The organism is Flavonifractor sp. AGMB03687, from assembly GCF_017811815.1.
In the GTDB taxonomy this organism is placed as follows: Bacteria; Bacillota; Clostridia; order Oscillospirales; family Oscillospiraceae; genus Flavonifractor.
Window position 1 is genome coordinate 323,636 of sequence record NZ_JADKZI010000003.1, and the last position, 13,843, is coordinate 337,478.

Below are 13,843 nucleotides of genomic sequence, written 5' to 3' on the forward strand. Positions count from 1 at the left end.
AATCGTGTGATTTCTTTTCCATTTTCACTTCTTATGGCTTATTTTCATTTTTCGTCATTTTCCACTAAACTACCCGGTCCCTGTTGACATGACAGGGGGTACTTACTATAATGCCAGTGTGTTTGGTGAGATCATGTGTGTCCCTGTGTGAACGTGTGAGAGTGAGGAGGAAATCGTAATGTTCAAAAAGTTCACGAACGGGTGTGTTCGTGTGGTCAACCGTTGGCTGCCCGATCCCTTCCTGTTCGCCATCATCCTGACCATCGTGGTCTTTATCGCCGCCATGGCCGGTACCCAGCAGGGTCCCCTGGAACTGATCTGGGCCTGGGGCGGCAAGGGTGCTACCAAGGACGGCTTCTGGAGCCTGCTGGCTTTCGCTATGCAGATGGCTCTGGTGCTGGTGCTTGGCTCCGCCATGGCTTCCGCCAAGGTGTGTAAGCGTGCTCTGGGCGCCATTGCGTCCCTGGCTCATAACAAGCGCTCCGCTATCCTGATCACCACCTTTGTGTCCACCATCTGCTGCTGGCTGAACTGGGGCTTTGGCCTCATCGCCGGCGCTCTGCTGGCCCGCGAGGTTGCCAAGCGCGTGAAGGATGTGGACTATCCCCTGCTGATCGCCGCCGCTTACTCCGGCTTCGTGATCTGGCACGCCGGTCTGTCCGGCTCCATCCCCCTGCAGATCGGCGCCGAGGCCGGTACCGAGATCCTGGGTGTCAGCTATTACGCTCCCACCAGCGCCACCATCTTCCATCCCATGAACCTGCTGATGGTGGGCGTGATTCTGGTGCTGATGCCTTTCGTCAACTACGCCATGCACCCCGACAAGGATCACACCATCGTGGTGGATCCCGCCCTGCTGGTGGACGAGAAGGAGCGGGAGTACAAGATCGAGACCCCCGCTGACAAGATCGAGCACAGCCGCATCCTGTGGGTCATCACCCTGGTGCTGGGCTTTGCCTACATCGTGTACTACTTCGTGCAGAAGGGCTTCAACCTGGACCTGAACATCGTCAACATGATCTTCCTGTTCCTGGGCATTCTGCTCCACGGCGACCTGCGCAAGTACGTTGACGCCATCGGCGACGCCGCTGCCGGCGCTGCTGGCATCCTGCTCCAGTTCCCCTTCTATGCCGGTATCATGGGCCTGATGGTGGCTTCCAACGCTGACGGCGTTTCCCTGGCCGGTATCATCGCCAACTTCTTCACCAACGTGTCCAACGATGTCACCTTCCCGGTGCTGACCTTCCTGTCCGCCGGTATCATCAACTTCTTCGTTCCCTCCGGCGGCGGCCAGTGGGCCGTTCAGGCTCCCATCGTCATGCCCGCCGCTACCGAGATGGGCATCGAGTATGGCCGCGCCGCCATGGCTATTGCCTGGGGCGACCAGTGGACCAACATGATCCAGCCCTTCTGGGCTCTGCCTGCCCTGGGTATCGCCGGTCTGTCCGCCCGCAACGTCATGGGCTATCTGGTGATCGTTCTGCTGTTCACCGGCGTTGTGGCCTGCGGCGGCTTCCTGCTGTGGGGTCTGTTCTTCTAAGCAGCCCCATAAATTGATCCCACCAACCGGCTCCGTGCACAACGGGGAGCGCCATTGGCGCTCCCCGTTCTTTTTTATTGTGTGCCGCCTTTTCCTGTGCTATCATGAGAGAAAACACATGCTCAGCAAAGGATTGGGAGGATTTTTATGGAAATTCTGGTAGTAGACGGCCAGGGCGGTCGGATCGGCCAGCAGCTGGTGCGGGCCATTACCACCCGTTACCCCCAGCTGAAGGTCTTTTCCGTCGGCACCAACACGATGGCCACGTCGGCCATGATGAAGGGCGGCGCCGTACAGGGTGCCACCGGAGAAAACGCCCTGCTGGTAGCCTGCCGTAAGGCCGACGTGATTCTGGGGCCTCTGGGCATTGTCATTGCCGACGCCCTGCTGGGTGAGATCTCCCCGGCCATGGCTCTGGCAGTGGGACAGTCCCGGGCCAAAAAGATCCTCATCCCCATGAATCAGTGCGACAACATCGTGGCCGGCGTGGCCGAGCTGCCGGTGGGCAAGCTGCTGGACAGCGCCCTGGCCGAGCTGGACAAGCTGCTGAACGAATAAGCCCTGCATAGGATGGAGCGCGGGGCCATGCTCCGCCATTCTTTTCCTGTGAGGTGCTTTTTGTGAAACAGCTCCTGCACTGCATGATGCAGGTCCAAAATCTGGTCACCCTGCTTCTGACCCTGGGTTTTCTCCACCTGTCCATTTCCGGCCGCTTGGCCGCTGATCAGTTCCTCACCATCTTTTCGGTGGTGATCGCCTTTTACTTTGGCAGTCAGTCCCAGAAAAATCAAACCACATAAGGCAAGGGCCGCCGGTTCCGGCGGCCCTTGTTTTGGTTAGCCCTCCAGCGCCAGGAAGGCCTCAATGATCTCCTCCCCCCGCTGATGGACCTGGTCAAAGTCCACGTGGGGGTTATAGAGCCCCTCCAGCTCATCGTGCATGGCCTTGGCCTGGCCCAAGGCGTCCACCGCCTCCTCCAGCAGGGCGGCGGTTACTTTGTGGGAGAACCGCAGCCGGGCCCGGCTGCGCCGCAGCAGCTCGCCGTCCGCCATGGCGTCCAGCCGGATGCGGCGGTAGGGCCGATGGGGCCAGGGCAGCTCCGGGGTGGTGCTGACGAAAGCCAGGGACAGGGAGGGGATGAGCAGATGGGCCATCCGGTCGGGGAACAGGGGATCGGGGCAGGCCACCACGTCGTGGCCCGCCGCCATGGCCCCGGCGGCCAGACAGGTCAGCATGGTGTGGGCCAGGCCGTAGGTGTCGCTTAGTTCGTAGACCTTGCTGCACTGGGTCTCCACCGTGCCGTACTCCCGCAGCACACCCTGCCAGGTGATACCTCCCAGGAAGCGCTGCACCGCCCGTCCGGCCTGGTCCCCCGCCCCCTTGATCTCCCGGGACAGGATGCCTCTGGCCCGCTTGGCCATCTTGGCCTCCAGGGCGGGGGTGACCAGTAGCGCCCGCACGTCCTCCTCCAGCTGGGCGGCAGCGGTGAGGCAGCGGTAGGCCCTGTTGTAGCAGGCTTTGTAGCCCTTCATGCACCCCTTCAGCTCCGGGCCCACCGCCTGAAGGGCGGCCCGGTCATAGCATGCTCCCAGATCCACATAGCTCTCCACCAGGCCGGGGTATTTGGGCTCCACCACGTGGGGGGCCGTGCCGTCCACCACCGCCGCTCCCAGGGCGGGGATGACCACCGCGTCCAGGGAGTCGGGATCGCCGGAGCAGCGGATGTACTCCACGGCGTAGCCTCGCTCCTCCAGAGCCGCGCCCACCTGCTTCATGAGGGTGGACTTGCCGCAGCCCGGCCCGCCCTTGAGGATGCGCACATCCCGGGCAGTCTCGGGGTCGATGAGCTGGTCGTACAGGGAGTAAAAACCCGACGGCGTGTTGGCCCCTAAGTAATAACAGATTCTTGCCTCTGCTTCCATAAATGACCCTCCAAGAGTAAGTTTCTCACTCTCAGGGTATGCATGGACAGGCCGTCCGGTGCGCCACTTATACCCCGTCCCGGTAGAAGTAGAGCAACTCCTCCACCAGCATGGACGCCGCCGGGGACAGGGGGCTGGACCGGCGGTAGAGCAGGTAGAACTGCCGCTCCAGCTGGGGACTTTCCGGGGCAAACACCAGGATTTTCCCCTCCTCTGCCGCCTCCCGGGCGGCACAGCCTGACAGGATGGAGATGCCCAGACCGTTCTTCACCCCCCGGAGGATGCTCTCGGTGCTCTCCAACTGGGCCGCCAGGGTCAGGCTCTTGGGCTCCACCCCTATGCCCTTCAGGTACTGCTCGGACTGCTTGCGGGTACCGGAGCCCGGCTCCCGCACCAGAAATGGGGAACGCTTCAGCACGTCGGGGGTCATCTGACCCCGCAGGGCCTGGTACTCCGGGGTGTTGGGAGTGGCGATGATCAGCCGCTCGGTGAAGAAGGGTACGCACAAAAGCCCCACCCGCTGAACCGGGGCGCCCACCAGTCCCAGCTCCGCCCCGTTCTCCGCCATCCACTGGGTGACCTGTCCGCTGTCCCCCTGGCGGATCTGGAAAAACACCTCGGGATACCGCTGCCGCAGCAGGGGAAGTACCTGGGGCAGCAGGTACTGGGAGGGCACGGTGGAGGCGGCGATGGACAGGGTGCCCGAGATGGAGGAGGCAGCGGTGCGCACATCCTGGGCCGCCCGCTGGCACAGTCCCAGGATCTCAGCGGCGTACCGGCTCAGCACCCGCCCGGCGACGGTGAGCCGCAGTTCCTTGGTGGAGCGCACCACCAGCTGGGTGCCCAGTTCGTCCTCCAGGGCCGCCACATGGGCACTGACGGTAGGCTGGGTGAGATAGAGGGCTTCGGCCGCCTTGGAAAAGCTGCGCTGGCGGGCCACTTGTACAAAGACTTCCAGTTGTTTCAGCTGCATGATAAGCCTCCGATTGCTTTTTCTCCCGGAATGGGTTACACTGTTGGTACCAAATCAACAGGGGGTGATGAGATGCCGTATGAGAAGCTGCGCCTGACCGCCATGACCACGGCCGGTGGGTGAGGGGCCAAAATAGGGCCGGGTGTCCTAAGGAATGTATTGTCGGGCCTGCCCAAAGCGGCGGACCCCAACCTGCTGGTGGGTTATGACTCCAGCGACGACGCCGCCGTCTACAAGGTCAGTGACGACGTAGCCATGATCCAGACGGTGGACTTCTTCCCCCCGGTGGTGGACGACCCCTATACCTTTGGTCAGATCGCCGCCACCAATGCTCTCTCCGACGTATACGCCATGGGCGGCACGCCCACCCTGGCCATGAATCTGCTGGCCTTCCCCTCCTGCCTTCCGGTGGAGGCGGTGGGCGATATTCTGGCCGGCGGCGCCTCCAAGGTGCTGGAGGCCGGTGCGGTTATCGCCGGCGGCCACAGCATTGAGGACCAGGAGCCCAAGTACGGCTTGTGCGTCACCGGACTGGTCCACCCCAGCCGCATCCTCACCAACAGCGGCGCCAAAGAGGGGGACATTCTGGTGCTCACCAAGGCGCTGGGCACCGGCATCCTCTCCACCGCCGCCAAGGCGGAGCTGCTGGAGGAGACCGACTACAAGCACATGGTGGAACTGATGACTACCCTGAACAAGTACGCCGCCCAGGCGGTGGGCCCGGTTGCCCTCAATGCCTGCACCGACGTCACCGGCTTCGGCCTGGTGGGCCACGTGAAGGAGATGGCCGAGGGCTGCGGAAACACCATCGAGCTGTGGGCGGGTAAGGTACCCATCGTGCCCAAGGCCCTGGAGCTGGCCCGGGACGGCATCATCCCCGCCGGGGCCTACCGCAACATGGACTTCACCGCCGACGACACCCTGGAGGACTCCACCGTCCCCCGAGAGGTACTGGACTGTCTCTATGACCCCCAGACCGCCGGCGGCCTGCTGCTTAGCGTGCCGGAGTCCCTGCTGTCCGACCTGCTGGCCCGGATGGCGGACGCCGGGGTACCCGCCGCCGCCATCGGTGCGGTGGTACCCAGAGGGGAAAAACTGGTCCACATCAAACCATAATCCATCCCAAAGCAGGCGTGCCGCCCTGGCGGCGCGCCTGCTTTTTGTTCTGCCCTACAGTATAGCTCTCTTTATAGATTTTTTCTATATCTTTCATTTGATTTATGGAAAATTCGTATTTCAAATTTTCGGCTGCGGGGACTATAATCACCTCAGAGAAAGAAATTTTAGCTTTCCTGAAAATTTTGTGAGGTGTTGTGTGTGACAAAGCTCAAAGAGCACCTGCCGGTCATTCTGGCCGGTCTGGTGGTAGGCATCGCCTCGGTGGTGCTGGTTGCCCTGGGCAACCCGGTGAACATGGGCTTCTGTATCGCCTGCTTCCTGCGTGATATCGCCGGCGGCGTGGGGATGCACCGGGCCCCCATTGTTCAGTACATCCGCCCCGAGATCATCGGTCTGGTGCTGGGCGCCATGATCATGGCCCTGGCGGGCAAGGAGTTCAAGGTGCGGGGCGGCTCCTCCCCCATGACCCGGTTCGTGCTGGGCTTCTGCGTGATGGTGGGCGCCCTCATGTTCCTGGGCTGCCCCCTGCGGATGGTCATCCGCCTGGGCGGCGGCGACGGAAACGCCATCCTGGGCCTCATCGGCTTCATCATCGGCATTTTCGTGGGCACTCTGTTCCTGAAGAAGGGCTTCTCCCTCAAGAAGTCCCAGCCCCAGCCCAAAATTGAGGGCGTGCTCATGCCCGCCGTCAATGTGGGCCTGCTCATCCTGGTGATCGCTGCTCCCGCTTTCATCTTCTTCTCCACTGAGGGCCCCGGCTCCATGCGGGCCCCCATCGCCGCCGCTCTCATCGCCGGTCTGGTGGTGGGCGCCATCGCCCAGCGCAGCCGTCTGTGCATGGCCGGCGGCATCCGGGACGCCATGATGCTGAAGGACTTCCACCTGCTCATGGGCTTTGTGGCCATTTTCGTGGCCGTGCTGGTGGGCAACCTAATCGTGGGCGCCGCCGGTCTCCGCGGCGGCTTCAACCCCGGCTTTGCCGGTCAGGCCGTGGCCCACACCGACGGTCTGTGGAACCTGCTTGGCATGGTTCTGGTGGGTCTGGGCTCCGTGCTGCTGGGCGGCTGCCCCCTGCGTCAGCTCATCCTCTCCGGCAGCGGCAACAGCGACTCCTCCGTGGCCGTGCTGGGCATGGTGGTAGGCGCCGCCTTCTGCCACAACTTCGGCCTGGCCTCCTCCACCGACGGCCCCACTTTTGCCGGTAAGGTAGCTGTCATCATCGGTCTGGTCCTGGTCTGCGCCATCGGCGCGGGCAACACCAAGAAAGCGTGAGGTGAACGGTATGAATCAAGTGGACGCCAGAGGCTATTCCTGTCCTGAGCCGGTGCTCATGACCAAGAACGCCCTGAAAAACGGCACCCCCCTGGTGGTGCTGGTGGACAACGAAACTCCCCTCCAGAATGTGCGCCGGTTTGCCACCAACAACGGCTACCAGGTGACCTGGAAAGAGGTTGGCGAGGATTATGAGCTCACCATCACCAAGTAAGGAGCACATCGCCACCTTCCACACCCACTTCGGGGCCCTCTCCTTCCATAAGAAGCTGAAGAGCCTGGGAGACGGGGCGGTGATGATGCCGGTGCCCCGCAAGCTGTCCGCCTCCTGCGGCACCTGCGTGAAATTTTCTCTCCCCTTCGACCCGGCCTGGGCCGACGAGGATCTGGACGCGGTCTACCTCCACGAGGCGGGGGACTACCGGCTGCTCTTTCAAAATGAAGAGGAATAGCAAACTGCCCGGATGGCCTGTACCATCCGGGCAGTTTGTGGTATACTGAAAAAAAAACGGGGGAGCGGACGAAATGGACACCATGATCATCGGCATCGCCGGAGGTACCGGCTCGGGCAAGACCACCCTGACCCTGGGTCTGAAGGAGCGCTTTGGGGACTCGGTCTCCATCCTGTACCACGACAACTACTACAAGCAGCACGACGACATGCCCTACGAGGAGCGGTGCAAGCTGAACTACGACCACCCGGACGCCTTTGACACCCAGCGTCTGGTGGACGATCTGGACGCCCTGCGCCGGGGGGAGACGGTTTACAGCCCCACCTACGACTACACCATGCACAACCGGGCCGCCGAGACCGTGGAGGTCCGCCCCGCCAAGGTCATTCTGGTGGAGGGCATCCTCATCTTTGTGGAGCCCGCCCTGCGGGAGCGGATGGACATCAAGCTCTTCGTGGACACCGACGCCGACGTGCGCATCCTGCGCCGCATCATGCGGGATGTGAAGCAGCGTGGCCGCTCCCTGGATTCGGTGGTGCAGCAGTACCTCACCACCGTCAAGCCCATGCACGAGCAATTTGTGGAGCCCTCCAAGCGGTACGCCGACCTCATCGTGCCCGAGGGCGGCCGCAACCAGGTGGCCATGGACATGATTATCGGGCGCATTCGCAGCCACATTGCCACGGAGTAAATCAGTTTATAACAAAAGGGGACCTGCCAGCCGGCAGGTCCCCTTTTTGTTATTGAAAGCGATATCCCTTTTGCTGCAAGTCTTGGAGAAACCCCATAAAATGCCCGTGATCCCGGAAGGCCAGCAGCCGCCAGTCCTCCATGGGGTGGAAGGAGACGATGCGGCCCTCATCGTCCAGCCACAGTTGATGGACCGTTTCTGTTCCTGTCATAGCTTCCGCAGCGCCTCCTCCAGGGTGCAGACATAGGTCAGCGTCCCGTCCTTGTACCGGTATATTCCGTCTTCTCCATCCACATCGGCCTCCACCATGTTGCTATACTCCCGTTGGATATTGCCCATCAGGCCGGTGTAGTCGGCAAACTCCGCCCCCACTTCCTGGGCAATGTCTATCTTGTGGAGCTCATCCTCGTAATAGTCGTAGATCATCAGCTTTCTTTTTTCGCCGGTAGGCCAAGCCATCGCCTCATAGATCCCGTCATCGTCCAGATCGTGGAGTTCCACAGTGGGATTCTCCTGTACCGCCATCAGGTAGAGATAGAGCTGACCACTCTCCAGATAGAAAGTGGTGGCCTTTCCGTCCACTCCATAGTCCACCCGTACCCGGTTGGTCCCCGAGTCGGTCATGAGCCAGAAGCAGAAGCCCCAGCCCTGCTCCTGATCTAAAATCACGCTGGCTGTATTGGGTCGGGTAAAGAGGGACTGGGGCCAGTCTTCCTCCTCCATGGTGTACCACTCGGGCGACACCACTTCCCAAGTCAGGTCCGTCAGGCCGGACAATACCGAAAGGACCTCCGGATTGACCACCAGGCCTTGTACGCTGCTGCCGGTCCTGTGGATCAGCTCCATCTCTCCTTCTGCTGCCAGCTTTAGGTCTTCCTTGGCCTGGGTCACGCTCTCCGGTTCCACCGTTTCCGCCGTCCACGCAACGTCATAGGCACGGAAACTCTCCGCCATGAGCTGGAGCACCTGGGGCTCAATGGCGATATAGGGATACTCGTCCGCCTTGCTCACCGGGCAGCAGGTGTCGATCTCCCAGATCTGTCCGTTTGCCCCATCCACCAGATACCGGTACATGATAATAAAGCCGCTTTCCTGCTTCCACACCCGCTGGGCCTCATCCACAGGTTCATAGCCCGCCTGCCGGTAGAGAGCCGGGAGTACGTCCATGGTATCGCTGGTAATCCGGTTGACTTTCAGTATGGTGGAAGAGGCGCGGTACTCCGACCGCCACCCCCAGTTGTTCCCATCGCCTTTGTACTGCTTCCACGCCGTTACTGGGATGTAGAGGTACCAGCCGTCCCCGTCGTAGCGATGGACCGGCAAAGTGCCCTGGTACGTCTCGGGATAAGTAATCTGATTGCTCCAGTCCTCCACATAGAGAGGCAGGTCCAGGCCCTGGTCGGTCACATACCAGTCGTAGATGGCCTCCTCATAGCTGTTGTGATAGCCATAGAAATCCAGATTGTCGTTGACCGGCTGATCATAGAGAACATTATAGCTGCCGTCGGGGTAGCGCAGGGAGATGATGTTGTGGCCCCCCTGGCCCTCCAGGTCAAACCAGCCGTCCTCCTCGTACATGCCGCCTACCAGTGCAACCTCTTCGGGGGGAACATCCAACTGCACCAGGTAGTTGAAGGTCCAGGCCTCCAGGGTACCTTCGGGGGCCAGCCCCTCCAGCTCCCCCTGTTTCTCCAGCCAGGCCACCTTGGTGCCGGTGACCTGAGCAGTGGCCTCCTCATCAGCGACCGTCTCATTGGAGAATCTGTGGTAGGTCACCTCTTTGACCTGCTCCATGGTTTTCTGGGCAAAGTCCTCCATGCTCCGATACGGTCCACTGTTGCCGATGGGCGTCTCACGGCTCTCCTCAGCGGGGTTGGATGCGCAGGCGGCGATGACCGCCACGCAGGCGATGCAGGCCACGGCGGACAGCCACACCCGGGGCCGCTTCCACCGCAGCAGGTTGCGGATGCGCCCCTTGGGGTCCCCCTCCCCGAAGGCCAGAGGAGTACCTGCGATGGTGAGCCGCCCGGTGGCCAGGGTGAGCAGGGAGGCGGAGTAGTCCGCCTTCACGTTCTCTCCCAGTTCTTTCACCACCGCCTCATCGCACCGCATCTCCATGTCCTTGCCCGCCAGCACAAAGGCCGCCCACACCAGGGGGTTGAACCAGTGGAGACACAGGGCGGCGAAGGCCACCACCTTCACCACATGGTCCAGATGGCGGATGTGGTACTGCTCATGGCGGATGATGTAGCCCATCTCCCCCTCGGTCAGGGTGGAGGGCAGATAGATTTTGGGCCGTACCAGCCCCAGCACAAAGGGGGTGGAAATGTGGTCGGCCAGGTAGATATTGTCCCTCAAATGCAGACTGCCCACTAGTCTGCGCCGCAAACGGAGCAGGGCAAAGATGCTGTACCCCGCCATACCCGCTGCCCCCGCCAGCCACACCCAGGCGGCCACGGCGGACCAGTCCATCGACGCTTCCGGCGTCACCGGTGTCACCGGATCAGGCTCAGAGGTGTCAGGCTCTGACGGCAGGGGCTCCGACTGGGGCACCTCTTCCACCGGTCGGGGAGGCTGGACATAGGTGACAGTGCTCACCACCGGACTGGCCTGCTTGGCGGGGGCGTCCAGGGCCCCCAACAGGGAGAAGCCGGAGGGCAGGGACACCGGGCACAACAGCCGGAAGAGTACCACCGCCCACAGGGCGTAGGAAAAGATTTTCGGGGCCCGCTTCAGAAACAAACGCGCCACGATCACGCACAGGATCACAATGCCCGCGGTGAGACTCATGTTGAACAGGGCGGGCAGGAACGTTTGGGACAAAAAGGCCGTCATGTCAGCTCACCCCCGATTCTCTTCGATCAGCTGCTGTAACTGCTCAATTTCCTCCAGGGACAGCTTTTTCCGCCGGGTAAAGGCGGTCAAAAAGGCGGGCAGGGACCCGAAGAAGGTCTCCTCCACAAATTCCTCGCTCTGGCGGGCGTAAAGCTCCTCCCTGGACACCAGGGAGGTCACCACCCCGTCCTGATTCTGAAAAATGCCCCGCTGGCACAGCCGCTTGAGCACCGTATAGGTGGTGGACTTCTTCCAGCCCAGCACCTCCTCCGCACGGCGCACCAGCTGGGTGGAGCTCATGGGCTCCCCCTGCCAGATGAGATCGGCAAACCGGGACTCCACCGCCCCCAGCTTCCAGTCGCTCATGGTAGTTCCTCCTTTGGTCTACTACTTGTCGTCCTCATCTGTAGTCTACAGTTTATAGACCAATCTGTCAATGACGATTTGGTTACAAAAAAGGGACGACCTGTATTCAGGTCGTCCCTTCACAGCACATTTTACGGGCCCGGATAAGCAAGCCTATCATGCAAAGGCACATCACTATGCCGGCCAGCGCCAGTAGGGCGGACAGGAGTTCCCACTCCTGCCAGGGCAGAGGGAGCATCGTAACGGCCCGCAGGACCGCCTCCCCGTTGCGGACTCCGCGCAGCGCGCCCGCATCGATGTTCCGGGCCTCCACCAGAGCGGCCACATCGGTGAGCATCTGGAAGTTGAAGTAGATGGAGATGCAGATCACCAGTGCGTATACCAGATAAAACCAGTAAAGCACGGTCTCCCCCGTCAGCAGCACCCCCAGCCAGTTCACGCCCTCTGCGATCCCCAGCAGAACGCAGAAGGGTTTCAGCAGGGGCAGGTCCCGCACCTCCCCCTCCAGCAGTCCGATGGCGGAGAAAAAGAGCAGATAGCTGACCCAGTTGGGCAGCACACTCAAACTATGCCCATTCACGCCCAGGTTGAGGTCCAGGTAAAGAAATACATAGCCCCAGATGATCCTGGTCAGGGCAGAGCGGAGCTGTTGTGTGTCTGTCATGGAGCCACCTCCTCTGGCCAGGCAATACCGTTGTATACCTGGTCTCTGTATTGGAACCTCACCGCCAAAGCGGCGGGGGATTGCTGGTGGTCGCAGCCTGTGGAATCGCTGCCGCCTCCGCCCCCAAGTCCGTGCTCCTCCGGCGTACGGACGGAGCGGTGTCCAAACTGTTCAGGGATCTCTCCCGCCTCCGCTTCCTCCCTGGTCAGGGGTTCATACCAGACCGTGAGGGAGATCTCCTCCTCCCCCTTCCAGGTCCGGCCGCCGGCAGAGCGGTAGTAGTCGGTAAAGAGCGCGGCAGGCTTGGGCACCGTATCCAGCCGATCGCTGCTGTATGTGCCGAAGAAATCGGTGTCGTCCACCTGTACCCGGTTATCCACCTGCAACAGGTACTGATAGTTAATCTCCACCCGGAAATCCTCCACCTGGGCCGTATAGGTCAGGGCAGGCAGAACAGAATTGACGTGGGTGGCCAGGGTACACTCCGGATCCACAGCTGTCCAATCCTCCAGAGGCTCCACCGCCCAGAAGTTCCCCTCCCGGACAATCCGCACCGGCTGGGACACCGCCACCGACTGGAAGTCCCCAGTGGAGTGGGCGAACCAGGTGGTATAGGCGTCCAGCACCAACAGGCCGGTGTAGTTCCCATCCGCCCCCTCCAGCAGGTTGTAGACTGCCCACTCCGCCTGCACGCCGTCCTCTTTCTCGATACCCAGCAGCTCCAGCGGATAGGGGGTATCCAGCCCTTTCCGGGCCTGGGCAGCTGCAAACAGTTCTCCCTGCGCTTCCTCCGGGGCGGCCATCATCAAATAAATAGGGCTGTCTTCCATTATAGCCTTGGCGTAGGTGTCCAGGGCTCCGGCCACCGTGGTGGCCCGGTTCATCCTGGCCCTGGCCAGGGACACGGAATCGGCTGCCCATTGTTCGGGCATCTCCACCGCCCCGCTGGTCCCCACCAGGCAGGCCGCCGCCAGCACCACCGCCACGCACCAGGAACCCAGAGCCACTCCCTGGGGGTAGCGCTTGAACCGGGCAATGGCCCCGATGCGGTGTTTGATGTTTTTTCCGCCGTTGGCCATGGAGGTGGTGCCGGGTGCGCGTGCATACCGATTGTCCGCCATGGACAGGAGGATCACGCCGTACTCCCGGCGCTCCTCCCCCTCCAGCCGCTCCAGCACCCGCTGGTCGCACAGGGCCTCACTGTCGTTCTGGGCCTGGTCCCAGCAGTACCACAGCAGGGGATTGCACCAGTGGAGGCACCGCAGCAGGCATACCGCAACTCCGGCAGCGTAGAGATAAAAGAGCCAGTCGGTGATGCTGACCGGCCCCGCCAGCCGCACCAGAGGAATGGGCGCCAGAACCTCCGTCAGCCCATAGGGGTCGGTGAGGACAGAGGAAAGGGAGCTCTCTGCCCCGGTCTTGGCTGCTTCCAGCGCCACATCCAGGCCGGGAATCAGGGTCCGGCCAAAGAACCCGGCAGGCAGCAGCAGTCGAATGGCCAGAATGGCCCACACCCCATACTGCCACCGGGGAGACAATTTATCCAGAAAGAGCCGCTTGGCAATGAGCAGCACCGCCGCCGTCAGGGATGCGGCCAGGGTCTGCTCCAAAAAGGCCCAGATGTTTTCCATGGATCATACCTCCATGTCGTCCAACAGCTGCTTCAGCTCCTCCCGCTCCTGGGCGGTGAGCTTCTCCTCCTTCAGAAAGGCGGCCACCAGCTTGCCCGCCGAGCCCTGGTATACCCGCTCCAGCAGGCCCCGCCGCTCCTCCGCCGCGCAGGACTCCCGGTCCACCCCCGCTCGGTAGCGGTGTGGGGTCTCCTCCTTGTCAATGTGCACCAAACCCTTGGCCTCCATGCGGGTCAGGTAGGTGAGCACCGTGTTGCGGCTCCAGCCGGTGGCGGGGCGCAGGGCTTCCACCGCCGCCCCCAGGGAAAGCCCCTCGGGCGCATCCCACAACGCATCCAGCACCCGCCACTCCTTCTCGCTCAGCTTCATAGCAAGCCC

Annotated in this window: 17 protein-coding genes; 8 read left to right on the forward strand and 9 right to left on the reverse strand. The window is 62.0% G+C overall.

All coding sequences use genetic code 11. The features are described 5' to 3' along the window. The first annotated feature begins 178 nt into the window (after window positions 1–178). The 3 genes from J9789_RS08025 to J9789_RS08035 all read left to right on the forward strand — a co-directional run bounded on the left by J9789_RS08025 (window position 179) and on the right by J9789_RS08035 (window position 2,340). The gene (locus J9789_RS08025; RefSeq protein WP_209344295.1) at window positions 179–1,540 is read left to right on the forward strand and encodes a short-chain fatty acid transporter; all 1,362 of its coding nucleotides are present in this window, start codon (window positions 179–181) and stop codon (window positions 1,538–1,540) included. 147 nt (window positions 1,541–1,687) lie between these two features. Beyond that, entirely contained in the window at window positions 1,688–2,098 is a 411-nt protein-coding gene (locus J9789_RS08030; protein ID WP_209344297.1) for a DUF3842 family protein, read from the forward strand. A gap of 62 nt (window positions 2,099–2,160) precedes the next feature. Beyond that, on the forward strand, window positions 2,161–2,340 hold the full coding sequence (locus J9789_RS08035; RefSeq protein ID WP_209344670.1) for a hypothetical protein: 180 nt from the start codon (window positions 2,161–2,163) through the stop codon (window positions 2,338–2,340). Window positions 2,341–2,376: 36 nt separating this feature from the next. On the opposite strand, the gene J9789_RS08040 is transcribed toward J9789_RS08035, so the two are convergent. Together J9789_RS08040 and J9789_RS08045 are read right to left on the reverse strand one after the other, a co-directional pair. After that, window positions 2,377–3,462 (reverse strand): hypothetical protein, encoded by a 1,086-nt coding sequence (locus J9789_RS08040; RefSeq protein ID WP_245185148.1) that lies wholly within the window; start codon window positions 3,460–3,462, stop codon window positions 2,377–2,379. A gap of 67 nt (window positions 3,463–3,529) precedes the next feature. Beyond that, on the reverse strand, window positions 3,530–4,435 hold the full coding sequence (locus J9789_RS08045; RefSeq protein ID WP_209344299.1) for a selenium metabolism-associated LysR family transcriptional regulator: 906 nt from the start codon (window positions 4,433–4,435) through the stop codon (window positions 3,530–3,532). Between the two features lie 72 nt (window positions 4,436–4,507). Between J9789_RS08045 and selD the strand changes: the two genes are divergently transcribed. Next, window positions 4,508–5,551 (forward strand): selenide, water dikinase SelD, encoded by a 1,044-nt coding sequence (selD, locus tag J9789_RS08050; protein WP_209344301.1) that lies wholly within the window; start codon window positions 4,508–4,510, stop codon window positions 5,549–5,551. On the opposite strand, the gene J9789_RS08055 is transcribed toward selD, so the two are convergent. Continuing rightward, window positions 5,541–5,759 carry a hypothetical protein gene (locus J9789_RS08055; RefSeq protein ID WP_209344303.1) on the reverse strand — a complete coding sequence of 73 codons (219 nt, stop codon included), beginning with the start codon at window positions 5,757–5,759 and terminating at the stop codon, window positions 5,541–5,543. The genes selD and J9789_RS08055 overlap by 11 nt on opposite strands. On the opposite strand from J9789_RS08055, the gene yedE reads away from it, so the two are divergent. The 4 genes from yedE (at window position 5,753) to udk (ending at window position 7,969) form a co-directional block, all read left to right on the forward strand. Then, complete coding sequence (gene yedE / locus J9789_RS08060; RefSeq protein ID WP_209344305.1) at window positions 5,753–6,826, forward strand: YedE family putative selenium transporter; 1,074 nt, start codon at window positions 5,753–5,755, stop codon at window positions 6,824–6,826. The two genes, J9789_RS08055 and yedE, sit on opposite strands and share 7 nt — an antisense overlap. 10 nt (window positions 6,827–6,836) lie before the next feature. Continuing rightward, on the forward strand, window positions 6,837–7,040 hold the full coding sequence (locus J9789_RS08065; RefSeq protein ID WP_209344307.1) for a sulfurtransferase TusA family protein: 204 nt from the start codon (window positions 6,837–6,839) through the stop codon (window positions 7,038–7,040). Continuing rightward, on the forward strand, window positions 7,018–7,278 hold the full coding sequence (locus J9789_RS08070; protein ID WP_209344309.1) for a DUF3343 domain-containing protein: 261 nt from the start codon (window positions 7,018–7,020) through the stop codon (window positions 7,276–7,278). Before J9789_RS08065 ends, J9789_RS08070 begins: the two co-directional genes overlap by 23 nt. Window positions 7,279–7,351: 73 nt before the next feature. Continuing rightward, window positions 7,352–7,969: a uridine kinase gene (gene udk, locus J9789_RS08075; RefSeq protein ID WP_209344311.1), complete on the forward strand. Its 618-nt coding sequence runs from the start codon at window positions 7,352–7,354 to the stop codon at window positions 7,967–7,969. A gap of 49 nt (window positions 7,970–8,018) precedes the next feature. On the opposite strand, the gene J9789_RS08080 is transcribed toward udk, so the two are convergent. The 6 genes from J9789_RS08080 to J9789_RS08105 all read right to left on the reverse strand — a co-directional run bounded on the left by J9789_RS08080 (window position 8,019) and on the right by J9789_RS08105 (window position 13,834). Beyond that, window positions 8,019–8,180: a hypothetical protein gene (locus J9789_RS08080; RefSeq protein ID WP_209344313.1), complete on the reverse strand. Its 162-nt coding sequence runs from the start codon at window positions 8,178–8,180 to the stop codon at window positions 8,019–8,021. Beyond that, window positions 8,177–10,804, reverse strand: a complete 2,628-nt coding sequence (locus tag J9789_RS08085) for a M56 family metallopeptidase (RefSeq protein WP_209344315.1) — start codon at window positions 10,802–10,804, stop codon at window positions 8,177–8,179. The genes J9789_RS08080 and J9789_RS08085 overlap by 4 nt, the downstream gene beginning before the upstream one ends. 6 nt (window positions 10,805–10,810) lie before the next feature. Next, window positions 10,811–11,170 (reverse strand): BlaI/MecI/CopY family transcriptional regulator, encoded by a 360-nt coding sequence (locus J9789_RS08090; RefSeq protein ID WP_209344317.1) that lies wholly within the window; start codon window positions 11,168–11,170, stop codon window positions 10,811–10,813. A gap of 106 nt (window positions 11,171–11,276) precedes the next feature. Then, the gene (locus J9789_RS08095) at window positions 11,277–11,834 is read right to left on the reverse strand and encodes a hypothetical protein (RefSeq protein WP_209344319.1); all 558 of its coding nucleotides are present in this window, start codon (window positions 11,832–11,834) and stop codon (window positions 11,277–11,279) included. Continuing rightward, window positions 11,831–13,465 (reverse strand): M56 family metallopeptidase, encoded by a 1,635-nt coding sequence (locus tag J9789_RS08100; RefSeq protein ID WP_209344321.1) that lies wholly within the window; start codon window positions 13,463–13,465, stop codon window positions 11,831–11,833. The genes J9789_RS08095 and J9789_RS08100 overlap by 4 nt, the downstream gene beginning before the upstream one ends. Before the next feature lie 3 nt (window positions 13,466–13,468). Further along, a complete protein-coding gene (locus J9789_RS08105) occupies window positions 13,469–13,834 on the reverse strand; it encodes a BlaI/MecI/CopY family transcriptional regulator (RefSeq protein WP_209344323.1) in 366 nt (121 codons plus the stop codon). Window positions 13,835–13,843: the final 9 nt, after the last annotated feature.

Excerpts from the sequence above, each read along its gene's own strand:
- J9789_RS08025 (WP_209344295.1), top strand. The coding sequence starts at position 179 with ATGTTCAAAAAGTTCACGAACGGGTGTGTTCGTGTGGTCAACCGTTGG.
- J9789_RS08030 (WP_209344297.1), top strand. The coding sequence starts at position 1,688 with ATGGAAATTCTGGTAGTAGACGGCCAGGGCGGTCGGATCGGCCAGCAG.
- J9789_RS08040 (WP_245185148.1), bottom strand. The coding sequence starts at position 3,462 with ATGGAAGCAGAGGCAAGAATCTGTTATTACTTAGGGGCCAACACGCCG.
- J9789_RS08045 (WP_209344299.1), bottom strand. The coding sequence starts at position 4,435 with ATGCAGCTGAAACAACTGGAAGTCTTTGTACAAGTGGCCCGCCAGCGC.
- J9789_RS08065 (WP_209344307.1), top strand. The coding sequence starts at position 6,837 with ATGAATCAAGTGGACGCCAGAGGCTATTCCTGTCCTGAGCCGGTGCTC.
- J9789_RS08070 (WP_209344309.1), top strand. The coding sequence starts at position 7,018 with ATGAGCTCACCATCACCAAGTAAGGAGCACATCGCCACCTTCCACACC.
- udk (WP_209344311.1), top strand. The coding sequence starts at position 7,352 with ATGGACACCATGATCATCGGCATCGCCGGAGGTACCGGCTCGGGCAAG.
- J9789_RS08080 (WP_209344313.1), bottom strand. The coding sequence starts at position 8,180 with ATGACAGGAACAGAAACGGTCCATCAACTGTGGCTGGACGATGAGGGC.
- J9789_RS08085 (WP_209344315.1), bottom strand. The coding sequence starts at position 10,804 with ATGACGGCCTTTTTGTCCCAAACGTTCCTGCCCGCCCTGTTCAACATG.
- J9789_RS08090 (WP_209344317.1), bottom strand. The coding sequence starts at position 11,170 with ATGAGCGACTGGAAGCTGGGGGCGGTGGAGTCCCGGTTTGCCGATCTC.
- J9789_RS08095 (WP_209344319.1), bottom strand. The coding sequence starts at position 11,834 with ATGACAGACACACAACAGCTCCGCTCTGCCCTGACCAGGATCATCTGG.
- J9789_RS08100 (WP_209344321.1), bottom strand. The coding sequence starts at position 13,465 with ATGGAAAACATCTGGGCCTTTTTGGAGCAGACCCTGGCCGCATCCCTG.
- J9789_RS08105 (WP_209344323.1), bottom strand. The coding sequence starts at position 13,834 with ATGAAGCTGAGCGAGAAGGAGTGGCGGGTGCTGGATGCGTTGTGGGAT.